General features: G+C 47.3%; 18 protein-coding genes and 1 tRNA gene. 8 read left to right on the forward strand and 11 right to left on the reverse strand.

The window, feature by feature from the left end:
* Positions 1–30: 30 nt before the first annotated feature.
* Positions 31–234 carry a hypothetical protein gene (locus AC3FZD_RS04715; protein WP_488739020.1) on the reverse strand — a complete coding sequence of 68 codons (204 nt, stop codon included), beginning with the start codon at positions 232–234 and terminating at the stop codon, positions 31–33.
* On the opposite strand from AC3FZD_RS04715, the gene AC3FZD_RS04720 reads away from it, so the two are divergent.
* Positions 226–3588 carry a bifunctional diguanylate cyclase/phosphodiesterase gene (locus AC3FZD_RS04720; RefSeq protein WP_488739021.1) on the forward strand — a complete coding sequence of 1121 codons (3363 nt, stop codon included), beginning with the start codon at positions 226–228 and terminating at the stop codon, positions 3586–3588. The two genes, AC3FZD_RS04715 and AC3FZD_RS04720, sit on opposite strands and share 9 nt — an antisense overlap.
* Positions 3589–3762: 174 nt before the next feature.
* A complete protein-coding gene (groL, locus tag AC3FZD_RS04725; RefSeq protein ID WP_488739022.1) occupies positions 3763–5427 on the forward strand; it encodes a chaperonin GroEL in 1665 nt (554 codons plus the stop codon).
* A 113-nt stretch (positions 5428–5540) separates the two neighbouring features.
* Here the strand turns inward: groL and hpxO are convergent, their stop codons facing one another.
* Complete coding sequence (hpxO, locus tag AC3FZD_RS04730; RefSeq protein ID WP_488739023.1) at positions 5541–6704, reverse strand: FAD-dependent urate hydroxylase HpxO; 1164 nt, start codon at positions 6702–6704, stop codon at positions 5541–5543.
* Positions 6705–6781: 77 nt separating this feature from the next.
* Entirely contained in the window at positions 6782–8041 is a 1260-nt protein-coding gene (locus tag AC3FZD_RS04735; protein ID WP_488739024.1) for a Zn-dependent hydrolase, read from the reverse strand.
* A 182-nt stretch (positions 8042–8223) separates the two neighbouring features.
* Here AC3FZD_RS04735 and AC3FZD_RS04740 point away from each other — a divergent pair, with 182 nt between their 5' ends.
* Positions 8224–9204, forward strand: coding sequence for an XdhC family protein (locus AC3FZD_RS04740; protein WP_488739025.1), 981 nt, complete (start codon positions 8224–8226; stop codon positions 9202–9204).
* 3 nt (positions 9205–9207) lie between these two features.
* On the opposite strand, the gene nblD is transcribed toward AC3FZD_RS04740, so the two are convergent.
* Positions 9208–9381, reverse strand: coding sequence for an NblD family protein (gene nblD, locus AC3FZD_RS04745; RefSeq protein ID WP_488739026.1), 174 nt, complete (start codon positions 9379–9381; stop codon positions 9208–9210).
* A 138-nt stretch (positions 9382–9519) separates the two neighbouring features.
* Here nblD and AC3FZD_RS04750 point away from each other — a divergent pair, with 138 nt between their 5' ends.
* Positions 9520–10458 carry a TIGR04168 family protein gene (locus AC3FZD_RS04750; protein ID WP_488739027.1) on the forward strand — a complete coding sequence of 313 codons (939 nt, stop codon included), beginning with the start codon at positions 9520–9522 and terminating at the stop codon, positions 10456–10458.
* Between the two features lie 2 nt (positions 10459–10460).
* Positions 10461–10548 (forward strand) — tRNA-Ser (locus AC3FZD_RS04755).
* Between the two features lie 34 nt (positions 10549–10582).
* On the opposite strand, the gene AC3FZD_RS04760 is transcribed toward AC3FZD_RS04755, so the two are convergent.
* From AC3FZD_RS04760 to AC3FZD_RS04770, 3 genes are all read right to left on the reverse strand, one after another.
* The gene (locus AC3FZD_RS04760; protein ID WP_488739028.1) at positions 10583–11353 is read right to left on the reverse strand and encodes a cobalt-precorrin-6A reductase; all 771 of its coding nucleotides are present in this window, start codon (positions 11351–11353) and stop codon (positions 10583–10585) included.
* Between the two features lie 14 nt (positions 11354–11367).
* Positions 11368–12090, reverse strand: coding sequence for a class I SAM-dependent methyltransferase (locus AC3FZD_RS04765; protein ID WP_488739029.1), 723 nt, complete (start codon positions 12088–12090; stop codon positions 11368–11370).
* Positions 12091–12220: 130 nt separating this feature from the next.
* Positions 12221–12406 carry a hypothetical protein gene (locus tag AC3FZD_RS04770; protein ID WP_488739030.1) on the reverse strand — a complete coding sequence of 62 codons (186 nt, stop codon included), beginning with the start codon at positions 12404–12406 and terminating at the stop codon, positions 12221–12223.
* Between the two features lie 154 nt (positions 12407–12560).
* Between AC3FZD_RS04770 and AC3FZD_RS04775 the strand changes: the two genes are divergently transcribed.
* On the forward strand, positions 12561–15080 hold the full coding sequence (locus AC3FZD_RS04775) for a mannose-1-phosphate guanyltransferase (RefSeq protein ID WP_488739031.1): 2520 nt from the start codon (positions 12561–12563) through the stop codon (positions 15078–15080).
* Positions 15081–15092: 12 nt separating this feature from the next.
* Here the strand turns inward: AC3FZD_RS04775 and AC3FZD_RS04780 are convergent, their stop codons facing one another.
* The 4 genes from AC3FZD_RS04780 to tig form a co-directional block, all read right to left on the reverse strand.
* Positions 15093–15941 carry an alpha/beta fold hydrolase gene (locus tag AC3FZD_RS04780; RefSeq protein ID WP_488739032.1) on the reverse strand — a complete coding sequence of 283 codons (849 nt, stop codon included), beginning with the start codon at positions 15939–15941 and terminating at the stop codon, positions 15093–15095.
* Positions 15942–15950: 9 nt separating this feature from the next.
* Positions 15951–17312 (reverse strand): ATP-dependent protease ATP-binding subunit ClpX, encoded by a 1362-nt coding sequence (gene clpX, locus AC3FZD_RS04785; RefSeq protein WP_488739033.1) that lies wholly within the window; start codon positions 17310–17312, stop codon positions 15951–15953.
* A gap of 13 nt (positions 17313–17325) precedes the next feature.
* Complete coding sequence (gene clpP / locus AC3FZD_RS04790; protein WP_488740267.1) at positions 17326–18012, reverse strand: ATP-dependent Clp endopeptidase proteolytic subunit ClpP; 687 nt, start codon at positions 18010–18012, stop codon at positions 17326–17328.
* A 189-nt stretch (positions 18013–18201) separates the two neighbouring features.
* On the reverse strand, positions 18202–19590 hold the full coding sequence (gene tig, locus AC3FZD_RS04795) for a trigger factor (RefSeq protein WP_488740268.1): 1389 nt from the start codon (positions 19588–19590) through the stop codon (positions 18202–18204).
* A 504-nt stretch (positions 19591–20094) separates the two neighbouring features.
* Here tig and AC3FZD_RS04800 point away from each other — a divergent pair.
* Positions 20095–21138: an aspartate-semialdehyde dehydrogenase gene (locus AC3FZD_RS04800; protein WP_488739034.1), complete on the forward strand. Its 1044-nt coding sequence runs from the start codon at positions 20095–20097 to the stop codon at positions 21136–21138.
* A 52-nt stretch (positions 21139–21190) separates the two neighbouring features.
* Positions 21191–22075, forward strand: coding sequence for a 4-hydroxy-tetrahydrodipicolinate synthase (dapA, locus tag AC3FZD_RS04805; RefSeq protein WP_488739035.1), 885 nt, complete (start codon positions 21191–21193; stop codon positions 22073–22075).
* Positions 22076–22186: the final 111 nt, after the last annotated feature.

Consider the following 22186-nt stretch of genomic DNA (forward strand, 5'->3'; position numbering starts at 1 on the left):
CACTTAACGCTGTTATGAGGGATAATTAGGCTATTTTTGAAGATAGCTAGAATAGATCAAAGTCTTATTGAGTCGGCGATTCGCGAACTCATTCCCCTCTTCCCCCAATACAGCGCTTCGCGCTGTATTGGGGGAATTAAAGTTAGCCTTGCCATCAGCTTGCGATCGCAAACATCTGATCGCGACTCTACAGAGGAGCCAAGTCACTGCTAAGGAAAGAGCAAAATGTACCATCGTTTGTTAGCCAACACTCCCTTAAGAATGATTCTCATTGTTTTTTTTGTGATACAGATTACAGCAGCAGTGGGTCTGACGGCATGGCTTTCAATTCGGAATGGACAAAAAGCAGTCGAGCGGGTTGCCAACGATCTTTGGAATCAAATTACGGCCAGAACGGTAGAGTATATTGATGAATATACCCAGATTCCTGAAGATATAATTGCAGATACCCTCGCTAGTCAAAATTTAAACTCGATCGATTTAACCAACTTCAATCTTTTAACTCGGTATCTTTGGCATCAAATGCACCATCATCAGGGCTTATGCATGACGGCCGTTGGTTACGAAACCGGGCAATTTATGGCGGTTGAAGTGACCGCAGATGGGCAATGGGTCATCCGAGCCGTTGACCCCGGCCAAACCCAGCTCCAGACCTATGAGATCTCCGGAGAAGGCGATCGCGGAAAACCGATCCGAGTCGATCACTTTGACCTTAAAAATCGTCCCTGGTATCGAGATGCGCTAAGGGCTGGACAGTTGATCTGGACAGACGAAGCCAACTTGGAGCCACCCTTGAATATCCTGCGTGCAGCTAGTCCCATTTATGACCCTAAAACGAACCAACCGATGGGAGTCATCCAGACCACTCTCTCACTCTGGCCAATCCGTGATTTTTTAGCACAACTGGAGATGGGGCGATCGGGTCAAATTTTTATCATCAATACTACCGGGGATTTGGTGGCCTCCTCCACGGGTGAACCCCCCTCTTCAATCTACTCCACTGTACAGGGCCAAACTCAGCCGCGAATGAAGGCTATAGACAGTCGCAATGGACGAGTTCGGCAAACCACAGAATATCTGATCGAGCAATTGAGTCATTTCCGTCAAATTGAGCAAGTCGAATACAGAGAATTTATCGCCAATGGAAAACGGGAATTGGTTAAAATTACGCCCATTCCGAAGGCTCTGGGGTTGGATTGGCTGATTGTCATTGTCGTGCCAGAATCTGAGCTGATGGCCCAGATTGATACTAATACCCGTTACATCCTTTGGCTATGTCTAGGAGCATTAGTTCTAGCAACAGTCTCTAGCATTCTGACAGCTCGCTGGATTACAGAACCTTTGTTGTGCCTCAACCGGATGGCAAAGGAGATGAGCCAAAATTCCCTACTGTCTCTCCCAGAAGATATAAGAATCGGTCACATCCGCGAAGTGAACCAGTTAAGTCACTCCTTCATGCAGATGACTGAACAGATGCAGGCCTCGTTCGCTGTATTAAAGGAAAGCGAGGCTAACTTTAAAAATATAGCCGCTAATGTGCCAGGAGCAATATTTCGCTACATTTTGTATCCTGACGGCACGGATACAGTGCTGTACATGAGTCCGGGTTGTTATCAGCTTTGGGAAATAGAAGCTCATGTAGTGGAGGAAAATGCCAGCGTTCTTTGGGAGATGGTCGATCCAGAAGATTTACCTGCCATGCAAGCTTCGGTGATGGAGTCGGCTAAAACCCTACAAACCTGGAATTGCCAATGGCGCATTACTACCCCGTCGGGTCGCCGCAAATGGCTAGAGGGAATGGGTCAGCCGATCCAGAACCCAGATGGTTCTCTGCTGTGGCATACGCTCATTCTGGATGTGAGCGATCGCAAAGTGGTGGAAATTCAACTTCAGGATTTAACTAACCGATTAGAGTTAGCCACTCGCTCGGCAAAGATGGGGATTTGGGAGTGGGATTTGGTCAGAGATCGCCTCATTTGGGATGACCGTATGTTTGAACTCTATGGCATCAATCCTGGAGATTTTAGTCAAATCTATGAAGCTTGGGAAGCAAGGATTCATCCCGATGATTTGCTAGCTTCTCGAACTGCTTTGCAACAAGCGGTGAATGGAGAGAAAGATTTTAATTGTGAATTTCGAGTCGTCTGGCCTGATGGTACAATTCGCTATATTGAAGGCTATGCGATCGTGCAGCGAGATGCTCAAGGGAAACCGGTGCGAGTGATTGGAGCGAATCTAGATATCAGCGATCGCCAAGAGGCAGAAAAACAATTAGTTTACAGTGCCCTCCATGATACCCTGACGGATTTACCCAATCGCACCCTACTCAACAGCCGATTGGAGTTATCGATTCAAAGAACAAAGCGATCGCCGACCTATCATTTTGCCGTGCTGTTTCTCGATCTGGATCAATTTAAGGTAATTAATGATAGCATGGGTCACCTAGTGGGCGATCGGTTATTACTGTCTGTTGCCCAAAAACTGCAAAGGATGATTCGACCCACAGATGTAGCCGCTCGTTTGGGTGGGGATGAATTTGTCATTCTCATAGAACAGATTCCCGACCTACCCGCCGTTATCCATATCGCTGAACGTCTATTAGCTGAATTTAATCCGGCTACAGAGATCGACAGCTATAGCATCTTTGTCACCACCAGCATCGGTATTGTCTGGGGTACAAAGGATTATAACGAACCCAGCGAGCTGCTAAGAGATGCTGATATTGCCCTCTATCGAGCTAAATCAAAAGGTCGCAATCGATACGAAATTTTTGATGCCCAAATGCATGTCCAAGCAGTCAAACGCATGACCCTGGAGCATGACCTGCGGGTTGCCATCGACCGGCAGGAATTCATCCCCTATTACCAACCGATTGTCGATCTTAATACCCGACGGATCGTCGGGTTTGAGTCTCTCATCCGTTGGCAGCACCCGATGCGAGGCTTTATTTCCCCTGCTGATTTTATTCCCATCGCCGAAGAAACCGGATTAATTGGGTTGATTAGCCAATGGATCTTACAGTCAGCCTGCGAGCAAGTGGCAAGCTGGCAACGCCAATTCCCAGATATGGAGGATCTCAGAATCAGTATCAATCTTTCGGGACAAGATTTACGCCAATCGACTTTAGTTGAAATGATTCGAGAAATCCTCACTCGCACTCAGTTGCCAGCCACCTCATTAACGTTAGAAATTACCGAGAGCTTGTTGGTTGAAGATATCGAAACAACAATTAACCGGCTGGGACAATTGAGAGATTTGGGGATTCGCATCAGTATTGATGATTTTGGGACTGGGTATTCTTCCCTGAGTTATCTTTATAACCTGCCTGCTGACTATCTGAAAATTGACCAATCTTTTGTGGGCAAAATGCAGCCAGGGGAGAAAAACTATAAGATTGTACAAGCGGTAGTGAGTCTAAGCGATCAGTTGCAGTTAGGGGCGATCGCCGAAGGTATCGAAATGGAAGAACAGTTAGCCTGGCTTAAAACTCTTGGCTGTGAATTAGGACAGGGTTACTTGTTCTCACGACCCCTTACACCAACAGCCGCCACCGATCTCTTAGCAACGGGACGGACATTAAAGGAATGAGTAATAAGTAATGGGGAAAAAGCAATCTCCCCATCTTCCCACCCCCACCCATGTGTGGATATCCCTACCTCGAAACTTCACCCAAACCTGATATATGTGGAAGAGGTTAGCACTCTCTAAACCAGAGTGCTAAAGTGGCTGAATGATATCAGGTAAACCTAACCCTAAAGGTGTATGGCTAAAATCGTCTCATTTAAGGAAGAATCGCGCAAAGCCTTAGAAAAAGGTGTAAACGCCCTAGCGGATGCCGTCCGCATTACCCTCGGCCCTAAAGGTCGGAATGTGCTTTTAGAAAAGCAATATGGTGCGCCCCAAATTATTAATGATGGGATTACCGTAGCTAAAGAAATTGAACTCGAAGATCCTCTAGAAAATACCGGAGCGCAACTGATCCGGGAAGTCGCTTCCAAAACCAAAGATACGGCTGGAGATGGAACCACCACCGCCACCGTTTTAGCTCAAGCCATGGTGAAGGAAGGACTAAAAAATGTGGCCGCTGGCGCAAACCCCGTGGCGCTACGTCGGGGAATTGAAAAAACCATCGCTCATTTAGTCAAAGAAATTGCTGCCGTTGCCAAGCCTGTAGAAGGAGATGCAATCGCCCAAGTTGCCACGGTTTCTTCGGGTAATGACGAAGAAGTGGGGGAAATGATTGCCAAAGCCATGGAAGCGGTAACCAAAGATGGGGTAATCACTGTTGAAGAATCCAAATCCTTGCTCACTGAGCTAGAAGTGGTTGAAGGGATGGAAATCGATCGCGGTTACCTGTCCCCCTATTTCATCACCAATAGCGATCAGATGACGGTGGAATACGACAACGCCAAAATTCTGCTCACCGACAAGAAAATCAGCTCCATTCAAGATTTGGTTCCCGTTTTAGAAAAAGTGGCTAGAGCGGGTCAACCCCTGTTGATCATGGCTGAAGACATTGAAGGGGAAGCCCTGGCGACTCTAGTGGTCAATAAAGCCAGAGGGGTACTCAATGCTGCCGCCGTTAAAGCACCGGGATTTGGCGATCGCCGCAAACAAATGCTGCAAGACATTGCCGTATTAACCGGAGGTCAAGTCATTTCCGAAGAAGTCGGTCTCAGTCTTGACACCGCCACCCTAGACATGCTAGGAACCGCCCGCAAAATCAGCATCGACAAAGACAGCACCGTGATCGTTGCCGAAAACGACACCCAAGCAGATGTCGAAAAGCGCATCGCCCAAATTCGTCGTCAACTCGAAGAAACCGACTCTGACTACGACAAAGAAAAACTGCAAGAGCGCATCGCTAAACTCGCTGGTGGGGTTGCCGTCATTAAAGTAGGTGCAGCCACCGAAACCGAACTCAAAGACCGCAAACTTCGCATCGAAGACGCACTCAACGCCACCAAAGCAGCCGTTGACGAAGGCATTGTTCCCGGAGGCGGAACCACCTTAATTCACCTGTCCAACAAAGTCGAAGAACTCAAAGCTCAATTAAACCCTGAAGAGCAAATTGGTGCAGATATTGTGGCTCGCGCCTTAGCGGCTCCCCTACGTCAAATTGCCGATAACGCTGGCGTTGAAGGCTCCGTCGTTGTCTCCCATGTACAGACAACCGAATTTAATGTGGGCTACAATGCCGCCACTGGTGAATATGTAGACATGATTGCCGCCGGTATTATTGACCCCGCCAAAGTCGTTCGCTCTTCCATTCAAAATGCTGGCTCCATCGCCGGAATGGTTTTAACCACTGAAGCGTTAGTTGTTGAAAAACCCGAACCCAAATCTGCTGCTCCTGATATGGGCGGCATGGGTGGCATGGGTGGTATGGGTGGTATGGGTGGTATGGGCGGCATGGGTATGATGTAATTACCCATGGAAGGTTTTCCCATCCCTTTCACCTAGCTTTATCAATTGGCAGCTTGTTCTTCTGGACAAGCTGCTTGCTTTTACAGCACTTGGCGCTGTATTTTAGGCATCATTTAATTAAAAGGCCCCGCTAAAATTACCTTAGCTAAAGCATTAATGACATCACTGGCAGATTCTTGGCTTAAAGAATCATACCATTCTTGAGTAATTGCCATATCCTTACCATAAATGGTGTCGGTACGCTTTCTTGCCTTTAATACTAATTCCGATGTGCGAGATTTACGGGCAAGTTCATATCGTTGCAGAGCATCTTCTACACTCACATTCGTGGTCACTAAATAGCGACATAAAACCACCGCATCCTCCATCGCTTGACAACCTCCTTGACCTAACGTAGGGGTGGTTGCGTGAGCAGCATCTCCAAGTAAAGCGATCCGTCCTTTAACTAAACTATTTAAGGGATTTAAATCATGAATTTCTAATCGATTAGTTTCTAAAGGATTCAGGGTTTGAATTAATCTTTGTACGGGACTTGCCCAACCGCTAAAAATTTCTGCTAATTCCTGTTGGCGATTTTCTGGGGCAACTGCTGTCCCTTTTTCCATGGGACACCCAAAGAAAAAATAGAAGCGATCGCCTCCTATGGGCATCATCGAAGCCCGTTTACCTTCTCCGACATAAATCACCCAACAATCTGGATCGATCTCTTGCCCCTTTGCCTCAACTAAACCATTCCAATTAACATATCCTGCATATCGAGGTTCGCTGCTTTCTCCTGTCACTATCGGACGAATCATGGAGTGAATTCCATCAGCAGCAATTAATAGATCTCCACGGGTAGTTCTGCCATCTTCAAAAGTAGCAGTTATCCCCTGTTCATCCTCGAAAACATTCACACATTTACAATTGAGCGTAACATTTTCTTCGCCAACTGCTTGCAATAATAAAGCTTGTAAATCTGTTCGCGCAACGGGATAGGGGCGCTGTCCAACTTGGGCAATCAAGGGATGTAAATCAATCGAATTTAATCGGTTATCCTGATGGGTGCGGTACTCCATCCGATTCATCCTGCCACCCATTTTAGCAATTTCTTCACCTAATCCTAACTGATTGAGGACTTTAATCCCATTTGACCATAACGAAATCCCCGCACCGGCTGGGCGAAATTCCTGTACCTTATCATAAATTTCAACGTCATATCTGGCTTGTTTGAGGGCAATTCCGGTGGTTAATCCCCCGATGCCAGCACCAATAATAATTGCTTTGAGATGATACATAATTTTGAGGTAAATTTTCTAGAAATTAGTTTATATTAACGTCTTTCTCTATTACATAAAGTATCGCCCCCATTCCCCTATTCCTCCAATACAGCGCGAAGCCCTGTATACTCTCGATCCAATTTTAGCAATGTATGCAATAAAACCATTGCCCCTTGCACACAATCTTGAGGGGCGGTATACTCCTCTGGTGAATGGCTAATTCCCCCTTGAGAGGGCACAAAAATCATGCCCATATCGGTGCAGCGTCCCAATTCTTGGGCATCATGACTAGCGCGACTGGGTAGGGAGAGATGGGTTAATCCTAATTCTTGGCAAACGGTGGTGATGTGTTGTTGAATTTTGGGGGAGGCTAGGGTGGGTTGAAGATTTAATAGGGGTTCGATGGTAATTTGAGTTTCTGTAGTGGTAGAAATTTGCTCTAATTGGGTTTTTAAGTTAGTGACTAAATGGTTCAAATTTTGCTGATTTAAATCGCGAATATCGACGGTCATTTTGACTAAACCTGGAATAATATTAGGGGCATTAGGAAAGACTTGAAATGAGCCAACGGTAGCAACTGGATCGCCGGGAGTAGATTGGGCTAAGTGTTCGACAGCTAGGACAATGCGAGCAGCAGCAGTGAGGGCATCTTGACGCATATTCATGGGGGTGGTTCCGGCATGGTTGGCCTCACCTTTGACGGTGATGGTATGGCGTTGTTGTCCGACAATGCCTTGGACAATGCCAATTTGTTTCCCTAGTTTTTCTAGGACGGCTCCTTGTTCGACATGCAATTCTATAAAGGCGGCGATGTCTTGGCGGGTTTGTTTGCTTTGGGTTAAGTTGTGCCAATTTCCGCCTATTTTTTCTAAGGCATCAATGATGGAAAGATTGACTTTAGTTTGATAGTCTTCTGGGTTAAGAGATGCGGTTCCAGAAAGGGATTTACAACCGATCATAGTGGTTTCTTCATCGGTGAATACGATCACTTCTAGGGGATGATTGAGATGGTGTTGATGATCGTTTAAAACTCTAATGATTTCAATTCCGGCGATGACTCCGAAGGCTCCATCAAATTTGCCGCCAGAGGGGACAGTATCGAGATGGGAACCGGTGGCTAAGACGGGAAGATGGGGCTGTTTTCCGGGATAGGTTCCGCGCAGGTTTCCGGCACTATCGACTCGCACTTTCATTCCGGCTTCTTCCATCCACTGATGGACTAGGGAACGTGCTTGTAGATCTTCGTCGGAAAAGGCGAGACGACAAATACTGCGATCGCCTTTTTGCCCAATTTTTGCCAGTTCTTCTAGGCTATCTTGGAGCCGTTGAGCATTAATTTGCAGAGCTTCAATCATGTGATGGGTAATCGCTGGAGTATTTTGACTTGAAACGCCCTCTCCCTATATCCCTCTCCCAGAGGAGAGGGACTTTCTCCCGTGGGAGAAGGGGTTAGGGGATGAGGGCAACCGTTGTAAATGTGATGAAAATGCTATATACAATCGGAGAGATAAGACAAGGGACAGTCTAGATAACAACGATGTCACTGCAATTTTATCAACAGTTACGGAATCTATTGCAAAGGGGAGATGTGGCGATCGCCACTGTCACCAAAACGATTGGCTCTGTGCCGAGGGAAGTGGGGGCGAAAATGGCGCTCTGTGGGGATGGGACGCTGTTGGATACCATTGGTGGAGGAGCGGGAGAAGCGAAGGTTTTAAGGATCATGGCGCAGGTTCTCGCATCGGGCAATCCGCAAAAGGCGATCGTCGATCTATCCGGTGCAGTTCAGCGCCCCGCTGAGGGGGTTTGTGGGGGACAAATGCAGGTGTGGGTGGCAAAATGGTCAGGTGAAGCGGCGATCGCCCTCACCCAAGCTATCCTAGATGCTCTTAATCAGGGTCATGCTGTACGTCTGTTCACTCCCTTTTCTCCCGGTTTATCTCCCCATCTTCTCACTGAAAATCATCCCCAAATTTCCCCAGAACCAGGATTTATAGACCTCATAGAACCACCCCCCTTACTATTAATTATCGGTGCAGGTCATGTGGGCGAAAAACTGGCACAAATTGCCCCATTCTTAGGCTTTCAAATTACCATTCAAGACGATCGCCCCCAATGGGCCAATTTTGAGCGTTTCCCCTCAGCCCTATCGATCTTCACCGATCCCATCTCTCAAATTTTAGAACAATGGCCCTATCATCATCCCCTTTATATCGCCATGGTCACCCGTGGATATGATTACGATCTCGAAGCCATAACCAGTCTGGTGCAAAACCAGATTCCCCATCGCTATATTGGCATGATTGGATCGACAAAACGGGTGAATAAAGTCCGCAAAGCCCTCGCCGATCGTGCCATTCCTTTAGACCAACTTAATCAAATCTATGCACCCATTGGACTTGATATCGGAGCCTTAACACCCGCAGAAATTGCCCTTAGTATTGCTGCCGAATTAGTCTTAGTCCAACGGGGCGGAACCGGCGTACCTTTATCGCAACAAAAGAATTTTAATTTTTAGTTTTTAATTGATATTCCCTTGATCTCGGTTAATACAATTCGGTTTTTGCACATGCTGACAAACCTTGCTCCAGAGTTGTTCGCGAGTGGCTGGGGGGCCATAGGAAAATAAAACCCGATCCTGACCTACCATTTTTTGAATCTTGACCCCACAAACGGGACAGCTTTGTTCTGACATAAGCTTAATTCCACCATTGGTCAACAGTTTGGGACAGTATAGCGCATCTTTTCAAAAATGCTAAGTTTTTGTGCTTATCTATTGACATCGTTCTAGAAGACTCAATACTATACTTAACTGAACTAATGAGAGAATCCCATGAATGAGGCCAAGCAACTTTTCCTAAAGATCGCCGTGGTCGGAGATGTACACGATCAATGGGAAAATGCTGATGCACAAGCACTACATGCTTTAGGTGTGGATTTAGTTTTATTTGTGGGTGATTTTGGCAATGAGTCTATTCCGGTGGTAGAGGCGATCGCCGGGTTAGACTTACCGAAGGCGATCGTTTTAGGAAACCATGATTGTTGGTATACTGCCTCCCCTTGGGGTCGCAAAAAATGCCCCTACGATCGCCAATTAGAAGACCGAGTAAACGATCAACTTCAGCTCCTGGGTAATACCCATGTGGGCTTTAATTCTCTCGATTTTCCCCAATTTCAGCTCAGTGTTGTCGGCGCTCGGCCCTTTGGTTGGGGAGGCCCCATCTGGCAAAATGGGGGCTTTTATCAAGAGCGTTATGGCGTAAACAGTTTTACGGAATCTGCGAATAAAATTATTGCGGCTGCCCAGAAGACCGCTTATGAGACAGTAATTTTTATCGGCCATTGCGGCCCCCAAGGTCTGGGAAATCAACCTGAAGATATTTGTGGCAAAGATTGGAATCCTTTGGGGGGAGACTTTGGCGAACCGGATTTTCGGGCCGCAATCTCAGCAACTCGACAACAGGGAAAACAGATTCCCTTAGTCACCTTTGGCCATATGCATCACCGTTTGCGCCATACTCAAGCCCAGTTGAGAGAGGCGATCGCCCAGGATAATCAAGGTACACTCTATCTCAATGCTGCTAGAGTTCCCCGAATTATCACCACCGACACCGGCAAATCTCGCAACTTCTCCCTCGTTACCCTAGAAAACCACACCATTACCCAAGCCAGCTTAGTTTGGGTCAATGACCAATTCAAAATAGAGACTGAAGAAATCCTCTATTCATCCCGCCCATCTCTGGCCAAAATGGGCTATACTAATCAACTGTGACTGGAGAGATGGCAGAGTGGTCGAATGCGCTCGACTTGAAATCGAGTGGGCGTTAACAGCGTCCCGTGGGTTCAAATCCCACTCTCTCCGTTCCCTTTTTGGGTCAGGGGATAAGGAGAGGGTTTTAGACCCAATTTTTTGATAAACAAAAATTAATCGCTTCTTGGATATCATGAGTTTCTTGGGGATAGGTCATTTTCGGTCGGGTGATGGTAATTAAGGGAATTCCTAAACGATCGCACAATTGACGCTTCATTGCCTCTCCTCCTGCATTTCCAGATGCTTTGGTTACCACCAGAGAAATTTGCCAATGTTGCCATAGAGCTAACTCCAGAGCTTCGGGAACCGGGGGACGGATGGCAATCAGGCGATCGCTACTAAATCCTGCTTCTTTTGCCACCTGAATAGACTCGATAGATGGTAGCACCCGCGCAAATAAAGTCGCCCGGTGTTGCCAGGGTTGAAATAAGGGCAGACGTTGCGATCCAACGGTTAAAAACACGCGCCGATCCGTCAAATAGTCCCCTGTCAGTAGGGTGGCAAAACTATCTAAGATCAAGTTCCGATCGCACTCAGAAGCAGGTACAGGGGGGCGCTCGTAGCGCAAATAGGGAATGTTAGAGCATTGAGAAAAGGCGATCGCCTGTTGGGAAATTTGCCGCGCCCAAGGATGGCTGGCATCTAAAATCACACCAATATTATGCGATCTCCGAAATTCATCTAAACTCGATGCTTTTAACTTCCCCACCCTTATCGTTAATTGCGGGCAATTCGGATAAAGCGATCTCGCGGACTCAGTAGTTACCGTTACCACACCCTCTAACCCCGCTTCCACCAACCCTTGCGCCAACTGGCGACTTTCCGAAGTCCCCCCAATTAACCAGACTTTAGACATTTTTGGCGATCGCCTCATGGATACTTAACAGCATAGAGATGAAACAACTCACCCTCGCTTTTTTTTACCACCTTCGCCCCCACAGCACGGATTACCTGTTCCCACTCTTTTAAAGGCTCTAGACCCACCTCAGCCCCCAAATAGGTCTCTAGAATTGCCCAATTTTCCGCCAATTCCACCTCTGGGTTTAGCACATCAAACACCAGCATTCCCCCAGGCTTCAGTACCGACTTCACCGCCACCATCACCTGTTGCCAATAGTCCAAAGAAAAATAACAACTCCATCCCGTGGCGATCGCCAAATCAAACTGTTCTGGATCATAGTCTAACTGATGGGCCGGCCCCAACTTCACCCCCTTAAACAACTTAGAATTTAACTGAGGGCCGCGAGAATTCAGCGCTTCCTCTGCCTCCTTACTAATCTCTTGGCCATAAAACAAAGCCTCCCATTCCCGCCAAGGATAAATCAAAAAACTCACCCCGCAGCCAATATCCAAACACTTTTGCCCCTTTTTCGGCTTACACACCTGCCAAAACTCAGAGGTGATTTTTGGGGTTAACTCCCCACTCATCCATTGCCTAAAAATCGGCATTTCTTCCACCTCCGGCGGAACTTCAAAGGGTTTTCCTTGGTATTGACGATTAAACCGCAGCGCCACTGCCGCTAGTTGCGTCTCTAGAGCCTCTGTGGAGAAGTTTTGCAGTCCAAAACCCGCAGTATTACTTAAGCGTGTCATATCTGAATAGGGAGATAGGGGAATGGGGGGATAGGGGGATGGGGGATAGGGGGATGGGGGAAGAACCCATTACCACCATTACCCATAATTATCAATTGTTAATTGTTCATTGTTAATTGTTCATTGTTCATTATTTCAAAGCCTTTCTAAAATTGCGGCGATAGGAGCCATTAAACACCAACACCGGCCAACCTAGAGAAAGGAGAACCTTATTGGGCAATTCCGGCGTAAAATTGGTGCGAGAATAACCTTTCCAAAACTTCCAAACTCCGATCGCATAGCCGACGAGTCCCAAAAAAATCAGTAGCTTTATCATGGTTACCGCTCCCAATTAAGTTCATTAAGTCACTATCTGTTTAGGATAGTGAGAGTATGCTACAGTTTTAGCAAAATTGTATAAGTGTTGATCGTCACTATTATTAAGTTTAGTTAATTCACCTATTACCTATTACCCATTATAGGAGCATCTTATGAGAGCAGTGCTAATGGCAGGTGGTTCAGGAACCCGGCTAAGACCTTTAACCTGTGAGCTTCCCAAGCCCATGGTTCCTGTCCTTAACCGACCGATCGCCGAGCATATTGTCCGCTTACTGAAACAGCATCAGATTAACGAAGTTATTACTACACTCTATTACTTACCCGATGTAATGCGGAATCACTTCCAAGATGGGCGGGAGTTCGGCATTCAAATGACCTATGCAGTCGAGGAAGACCAACCCCTAGGAACCGCAGGATGTGTCAAAAATGTAGCAGAGTTACTGCGCTCAACTTTTCTGGTTATTAGTGGGGATTGTATCACGGACTTCGATTTAAGTGCGGCGATCGCCTTTCACTATCAAAAAAAGTCCATAGCCACCCTAGTCTTAACCCATGTCCCTAATCCCCTAGAATTTGGCGTAGTGATTACAGGCCGCGATGGTCGAATTCAGAGATTTCTAGAAAAACCCTCTAGCAGTGAGGTTTTCTCAGATACCGTAAACACGGGGATTTATATCTTAGAACCGGAAGTTCTGGATTATTTACCCCCCAAAGAAGAAGCCGATTTTTCTAAAGATCTATTTCCTTTCCTATTAGCCCAAGGTAAACCCATCTATGGCTACATTGCCGAGGGTTATTGGTGTGATATCGGCCATCTAGATGCTTATCGGGAAAGCCAATATAGCGCCCTGGCCAAACGGGTTAATCTAGAGGTATCCTATCCCAAGCGATCGCCAAGTTTATGGATCGGAGATAATACTTATATTGACCCCACCGTGAATATCGAACCCCCGGTGCTAATTGGCCATAACTGCCGCATTGGTAGCCATGTACATATCGAACCGGGAACGATCATCGGTGATAATGTCACCATCGGCTCCCATGCTACCCTCAAACGGCCGATTATCTGGAATGGGGCCTTTATCGGTGATGAAAGTCATCTGAGAGCCTGCGTCATTGGTCGCGGAACCCGGATCGACCGTCGCGCTCATGTTCTAGAAGGGGCCGTCATCGGTTCCCTCTCTACCGTAGGAGAAGAAGCACGGGTTTCTCCCCAAGTACGGGTTTGGCCCCACAAAAGAATTGAAGCCGGAGCCATCTTAAATCTGAATCTAATTTGGGGCAATGTGGGTCATCGTAACCTATTTGGCCAACGGGGGGTATCGGGGTTAGCCAATGTTGACATCACCCCAGAATTAGCCGTTAAACTCGGTGCGGCCTATGGTTCGACGTTGCCACCGGGATCTGAAGTTACTGTCTCTCGCGATCAGCGCAGCATTTCCCGCATGGTGACGCGCTCTTTGGTTGCGGGGTTGATGTCTGTGGGAGTAGATGTGCAAAACCTGGAAGATAAGGCTATTCCCATTGTTCGTACGGTGATCCCCACCCTAGGTGTAGAAGGAGGAATTCATGTGCGCTTGCACCCAGAACGGGGCACTTCTTTACTGATTGAATTCCTCGATCATAAGGGGATTAATATTTCTAAAGCCAGGGAAAAGAAAATTGAAGGCTGTTTTTTTAAAGAGGATATGCGGCGATCGCTCATTTATGAAATTGGCAACGTCACTTACACCTCCGAAACCCTACAAATCTACATGGATGCCTTTGAAAAACATCTGAATTTAGAGGCGATTGAAACGGTTTCCTCCAAAGTCGTCATTGACTATGCTTTTGCCGTCAGTGGCGCAGTTCTACCCCAACTGCTGGCTAAATTTGGCTGCGATGCGGTGGTTCTCAATGCCAGCTTAAACCCCAAACCCCTCTCTCTAGAAGATCAAGAAGCCCTACTCCATCAATTAGGCCGAGTTGTAGCTGCCCTAGAAGCCACCATGGGGGTACAAGTGTCGTCTAATGGGGAAAAGTTTGTCTTAATTGACGAAAGAGGAACGGCGATCCGAGGGGAAATGCTCACCGCATTGATGATACAAATGATCCTAACCGCCCATCCGAGGGGAAGCGTGGTTGTCCCCATCCATGCTTCGAGTGCAGTGGAAGAAATCGCCCATCGCCATGATGGTCGGGTGATTCGGACGAAGGCTAATCCAGCCGCTTTGATGGAAGCCTGTCATGCTAATCCCAATGTCGTGTTAGGGGGCAGTGGGGATATGGGCTTTATTTTTCCCCAACTCCATCCCGGTTTTGATGCTATGTTTGCGACAGCCAAGCTGATAGAGATGTTGAAATTACAGGAAATTTCTTTGGGAACCATGCGCTCTAAACTGCCACCTATTGCCCATCAAATGACCACTATTCGCTGTCCTTGGACGGCTAAGGGGGCAGTGATGCGCTATTTGGTGGAAACTCACGATCAAGAAAAGTTGGAATTGGTAGATGGGGTAAAAATTCTCTGTAAGGATGGTCGCCATTGGGTACTGATTTTGCCCGATGCGGGGGAAGCGTTGGTGGATATTGTCGCCGATGGTCAAGATCCAGAAATTGTGGACGCTTTACTCAACGATTATCGCGATCGCGTTCAGAGTTTTATTGAGGCTCATCAGAAGTTTGATGACTAGGGGAGAGGCTACTCAAACCCCTAAGCCCATAAACTCGCGCACACAGGATAGGTAAATGGGGGGATCTTCGAGCATGGGAAAATGGGCTGTTTTTGCAATCACTTGATAGTGAATGTTGGGATTTAAATCGGCGGCTTTTTTGCCCATGGGAGCAGGAATAATTTGGTCTTTTTCTCCACAAATGAGTAAAACGGGCATGGAGAGCTGGGAAAAGGCTACCGGCATGGTTTTGGCCATGTGTTCGCTGACGGATGTGTAAATGGTTCCTAATGCGGCTTCATAGTCAGCGATCAAGAAGTCAGTCAGAAAGGCTTGACGCTGTTCGTCAGGGATAGGACGACAGAGAAACCGAGCCATAAAGAAGCGATCGGCAAGGGGAATTTTGGCTAACCAGGGGGGGCGAAATTTGACCACATAGCCCCCGAATTTATGGAAGGCTTCAAAGGAGGGGCGATCGTATTCAAAGATGCCACTACAGGTGAGGATCAGTTTTTCAACCCGCTCTGGATAGTTCTGGGCAAAGAGAACGGCGATGGAAGCTCCCGTAGAATGGGCGTTAATCCAAACCCGTTTTAGTCCCAGTTGATTGAGCAGTTGGGCCAGATCTTCTGCGTATTCTTCCAGAGCGTAGCTTAAGTCTACAGGGGTTTGGGGCAGTCGAGAGCGCCCAAAGCCCCGCAGGTCATAAAGTAGACAGTCAAAGTCTTCTTTCAAGGCTTCTGCTGTACTTTCCCAATAGCGGGTCGATCCGGCCCAACCATGGAGGAAAATGAGGACAGGTTTTTGGGGAAGGGATGCACTAGGGGTGGTGGTTATCCACTGATAATAGTGGTTAACCCCACGGACTGTTATCTCTGGCATGATCGAGGGCTAGGCAGATTCTGGTTTGGGTAAGGAGGAGGGATGAAGTAGGAGTTCGGCGGTCGATCGCTTTTCCACCATGTCTTTGGTGATCACGCAGCGCGTCACATCTTTGCGCGAGGGCAATTCGTACATCACTTCTAACATCAGTTCTTCGACGATCCCTCGTAAAGCTCTCGCTCCCGTTTTCCGGCGATAGGCTTCTCTGGCGATCGCCGCCATTGCATCGGATCGGAATTCCAGAACCACATTATCCATCTTCAGCAGTTTTTGATACTGTTTCACTAGGGCATTACGGGGCTGAGTAAGGATGCATTTTAAGGCTTCTTCATCTAAGGGATCGACCACAGCAAACACGGGAATTCGGCCGATAAATTCGGGAATCATGCCAAATTTAACCAAATCTTCTGGCTCTAATTCCTTGAGTACATCCGCCGCCCGTTTTTCCTTGGGTTGGCTATCTCCAGGCTGAATAAAGCCCATGGATTTTTTCCCTGTACGCTGGCTGACCACTTTATCAAGGCCGACGAAGGCTCCACCGCAGATAAACAGAATGTTACTTGTGTCTATTTGGATACAATCTTGATAAGGATGTTTACGGCCACCTTGGGGGGGCACATTGGCGATCGTGCCCTCTAGCATTTTTAATAGGGCCTGTTGGACTCCTTCCCCGGACACATCACGGGTGATGGAAGGATTTTCACTCTTGCGGGCAATTTTATCAATTTCATCGATATAGATGATACCTCGTTGGGCTTCTTCCACATCAAAGTCTGCCACTTGTAAGAGTCGTAGCAGAATATTTTCTACATCCTCGCCCACATAGCCCGCTTCCGTTAGGGTAGTAGCATCGGCCACAGCAAAGGGCACATCGAGCATATCCGCTAGGGTTTGGGCTAGGAGGGTTTTGCCACATCCTGTGGGCCCCACGAGGAGAATATTTGATTTTTGCAGTTCTATGTTGTCTTCTGGACTGGGTTTTCCCCCATTGGCTCCGGCGTTGGCTTTGGACTGGATAAAACTCAATCGCTTGTAATGGTTATATACGGCCACAGATAACACTTTTTTGGCTTCTTCCTGGCCAATGACATTATCATCGAGATAATTTTTAATCTCTTTGGGTTTAGGAATCTGACCCAAGGTTAAATTGGCTGTGCGCGATCGCCGTTTTTTCTGAGCCGGTTCCCCCCGTTTGGGATTGGGAGGAGCCGTTGTGGAACTGGAGTCAAACAGCTCTTCATCCAGAATTTCATTACAGAGTTCCACGCATTCATCGCAAATGTAGACCCCTGGGCCCGCGATCAACTTCCGTACTTGTTCCTGGGATTTTCCACAAAACGAACATTTAAGATGGGAGTCATATTTAGACATAAGCGGCCTCTGATTAAACAGTGGGGTGGGAATCGGATGGATGGGACTGGGGTTGAGTAATCACCCGATCGATTAGACCATAGGTTTTCGCTTCCTCAGCCGACATGAAAAAATCTCTTTCTGTATCTTCAGTAATCCGTTCTAGGGGTTGACCCGTGTGATGGGACAATAATTCATTTAAAGTTTTCTTATGATACAGAATTTCTCTAGCCTGAATTTCAATATCAACCGCTTGTCCCTGGGCCCCTCCCAGAGGTTGGTGGATCATAATGCGAGAATTGGGTAGAGACATTCGTTTTCCGGTTGTTCCTGCGGTTAACAGAAAGGCTCCCATACTGGCGGCTAATCCATAGCAGATGGTGACTACATCGGGACGGATTTGCTGCATGGTATCATACATTGCCATTCCTGCGGTCACTGATCCCCCTGGGGAATTAATGTAGAGTTGAATGTCTTTTTCTGGGTCTTCTGCTTCTAGGAACAGAAGCTGGGCGACTACTGAATCGGCCACCATATCATCGATCGCCGTTCCCAAAAAGATTATCCGCTCTCGCAAGAGTCGAGAATAGATATCAAAGGCTCTTTCTCCCCGACCTGACTGCTCTACCACCATCGGAATAACTCCTTGGGGGTGATAGGAGATCACATCTTGTGAGCTATAGCTCTCTGGGGAATGATGCTGGGATTGGGATCGGAGTATCATGGGGTTTCTCAGATGTTTGAGTTCCAATTTAGAAGGAATTGATTTGGGTCGAAAGGTTCAGGCTAATTGACCTCTGCGTTTATTATGCCTTAATCTCCCCCATTCTGGCAGGAAAAGAGCAGAAAAAGTTAGCTCTATTTTGCTCTTCCGGGGGAGATATGGGGGTTGGCATCGGCTCAACTGGCTTTAAGATTCGGTTGCTTGAACTTCAGGTTCTGTTGCTTCTGGGGTCTCTTCTGAGTTGAGGCTTCCTTCGGGAACTAATTCGACTGTGCTATTGGCTTCTAGCCAGGCGAGAACTTTTTCCCGATTCAGGTCTTCGGTGACAATTTCTTTGAGGCGATCGCGGTTAATGTCTTTGGTGTCTTCGACAGTTTTTAGCACTTCTTCCATTTTGGCTTTAATTTCCGCTTCGTCGGCCTGCAAAGATTCTTGTTTGGCAATTTCGGCGATCGCCAAGGATTCTCTCAGGGCGTTAATGGCTTCTGGGCGGGTGTTTTGGCGCAATTGGGGCACGCGATCGGCTGTCAGAATTTTATTGATATCAATGCCTTGATTCGCCAACTGCATGGCCATTTGAGTTAACTGTTGAGTTATGGTTTCCTCAATCAGGGTTTCTGGCAGTTCCACCTCGACCTTTTCTAATAGTGCTTCTACCAAGGCCTTTTGTTTATTGGTTTTGGTCTTATTCTCGGCTTCTTTAGCAAACCGCTCGGTTAAGGAAGCTTTTAGAGCTTCTAGGGTTTCAAATTCACTCACCTCTTCGGCAAACTCATCATCGAGTTCTGGGAGTTCCCTTTCCTTAATTTCTTTCAGGGTAATTTCAAACTCGGCTGGTTTACCGGCGATGTCTTCCTGGGGATACTCATCGGGGAAGGTTACCGCAATGGTTTTGGTTTCTCCCTGCCCCATTCCCACAATGCCATCGATAAACCCAGGGATAAAGCGGTCTGATTCCATTTCTAACTGAAAGTCCGTGGCACTTGCTCCGGGGATTTCTGCCGGTTCGGGAACTTCTTCCCCTTCTGCTGCTACCCGACGGCCGACAAAATCGACCACGGCCACATCTCCAAGTTGACAGGCCCGGTCTTCGATGGGAATTAGGGTCGCCCGTTTTTCTTGTTCCGATTTTAAGACCCCATTAACGGCTTCTGGGTCGGGTTTGACTTCTTCTGCTTTCACGCTTAGTCCCTTGTATTCCCCTAATTTCACCTCTGGGGGGACATCGACTGCTGCCTTAAAGGTTATGCCTTCACCTGGCTTAAATTGGCTTACCAGGCTATTAAACTCGGATGTGAGTTGGGGGGAGCCTAGGGTTTCTAGTTTTTCTTGGGCGATCGCCGCATCGACGGACTGTTTGATTAATTTTTCTACTGCTGCTGCCTTCAGGTTTTCACTACCCAATTGTTGGATCAGCACATGGCGCGGAATTTTCCCTTTCCGAAACCCAGGAAGATTAACGGAGCGGCTAAAGTCCTTAATCACCTGCTCATAGGCGGCCTTTGATGTTTCAGCGGGCACTTCAATTTCTAAGCCAATTTGACTGGCGGGCAATTTTTCCTGGGTAACTTTCATCACTAAATCTGTATACTGAATGGGAATTGAGCCACGGGCGGTGAAGGGGAGGGTTAAGCTCCTGACACACCACGCAAGGGTATTATATAATAGGGGGTTCACAATTCAACCCCAAGGAAGACAAAAACTTGTCAAAGAAAGTCTTAAGTTGTCAACAGAAATGGTCTCAGAGTGCCCTTAACCTGCTAAAATCTGAAACAGACTAGGGTATGGCCCTAGTGAAGGGCGATCGGTCATCGGTCATCCCTACACCGTTTTTCCCTTAAAATCCCTATTTTCAAAGCATTCCATACGCTCTGCTCAAGGGTAATATAGGAAAATCGAGGTTCTCATCAGAGCGAAAAGTGCTGTAAGCTAAATTCTAAACCCCAAAAAAACTTATAAAGTTCGCTCCCTATAGTATTTATTGATCTTGCACCCAATTCAGAAAGTTTTAAGAAAATCCAGATAGTCCAAACCTCAACCCTAAAGTTTAAAGTTTTTAAGATCAAGGAGGATCACCTTTTGCCAAAATCCTATCGAGTCGCTATTCTGGGAGCCACGGGCGCAGTCGGGACAGAGTTACTCGACCTATTAGAGTCCCGTAATTTCCCCCTAGAGAGCCTAAAACTGTTGGCTTCTCCCCGGTCAGCCGGGCGGACTTTATCCTTTCGCGGGGAAACTCTGGCCGTTGAACCGGTCGCAGAAGGATGTTTTGACCAAGTAGATTTGGTTTTAGCCTCAGCCGGGGGATCGACTTCAAAAACTTGGGCCCCGAAAGCCGTGGCAGCAGGTGCAGTCGTCATTGATAACTCCAGTGCCTTTCGCCTGGTTCCAGAAGTCCCCTTAGTGGTTCCAGAGGTGAATCCAGAAGCAGCAGGCACTCATCAAGGGATCATTGCCAATCCCAATTGCACGACGATTCTCATGACTGTAGCGGTTTGGCCCTTACATCAAGTGCAACCGGTACAAAGAATTGTGGCGGCAACCTATCAATCGGCCAGTGGTGCAGGGGCCAGAGCGATGGAAGAATTGAAAGTTCAAGCCCAGCAAATGCTCAATGGCCAAGATCCGCAACCGGAATTATTCCCGTATCCCCTTGCCTTTAATCTATTTCCCCATAATTCGCCCTTGAATGATCAAGGCTATTGTGAGGAAGAGATGAAAATGGTGCATGAAACTCGGAAAATCTTTTCGGCTCCAGATTTACGAGTTTCCGCTACCTGCGTGCGCGTACCTGTCCTCCGGGCCCACTCAGAAGCGATTAACCTGGAATTTGGCCGACCTTTCCCCGTGGAAAAGGCCAGGGAAGTCTTGCAAACGGCTCCAGGGGTGACTCTGGTAGAAGATTGGAGTGCTAACTATTTCCCTATGCCCATGGAAGCAACGGGCAAAGATCCTGTATTAGTGGGTAGAATTCGTCAGGACTTATCCCATGATTGTGGGCTAGAATTGTGGCTCTGTGGGGATCAAATCCGTAAGGGAGCAGCCTTAAATGCCATTCAAATTGCTGAACTGTTGGTAGAACGAGATTGGGTCAAACCCCGTGCAGTGGCATTAAGTCAGTAAAGTGAACCCAAAAATTATCAAGCGCATCGAAGAAATAAGGAGAAGAGAAAGGGTGAGTTATTTTGGACGAGTGATCACAGCGATGATCACGCCGTTTTCAGCCGATGGTAGCGTGAATTATGGCGTGGCTGAAGAATTGGCCGTTCATTTAGTGGAAAACGGCAGTGATGGTTTAGTAATCTGTGGAACAACGGGGGAGTCCCCTACCTTAAGCTGGGAAGAAGAACATGAGTTATTCCGGGTGGTGAAACAAGCGGTTGGGGATAAGGTTAAAGTAGTGGCAGGAACGGGATCGAATTCGACTTCCGAGGCCATTGCGGAAACTCAAAAAGCGATGGCATTGGGATTAGATGGCTCATTACAAGTGGTTCCTTATTACAATAAACCGCCAGCCGAGGGGCTTTATGAGCATTTTAAGGCGATCGCCACAGCTTGTCCCGATCTGCCGCTCTTGCTGTATAATATTCCCGGAAGGACGGGACAAAACTTGCTGCCAGCAACGGTAGCTCGTTTAGCAGAAATTCCCAATATTGTCGGGATTAAAGAAGCGAGCGGTCAACTCGATCAAGTCAGTCAAATTCGTCAACTGGTTCCCTCTGACTTTAGCATTTATTCTGGAGATGATTCTCTTACGCTACCCCTGCTCTCGGTTGGTGGAAATGGTGTGGTCAGCGTAGCATCTCACCTGGTGGGTAAGGATTTGCAAGAGATGATTCAGTGCTTTGAAAATGGAAAAACTCAACAAGCAACGGCAATTCACTTAAAACTTTTCCCTCTGTTTAAAGCTCTGTTTTTGACCACTAATCCCATTCCCCTGAAAGCGGCTTTAGCTCTTCAAGGATGGCCGGTTCAAGCGTTGCGTCTCCCCTTAGTGGAAGCATCAGCAGCCATCCAAGAAGAATTAAAAAAAGTATTGAGTCAGTTAGGTTTGAACTAAACTGTGCAGTTGGAAATTGCATCTAAAAACGTTAAGCCCAAAAGTGTAAATCTCACTCAAACCTAGGGATTCATTGCCCCCTGTATGAGAGACACAAGACGATAAAGGTCT

The sequence above is a fragment of the Roseofilum sp. KMC-1 genome (assembly GCF_057802075.1).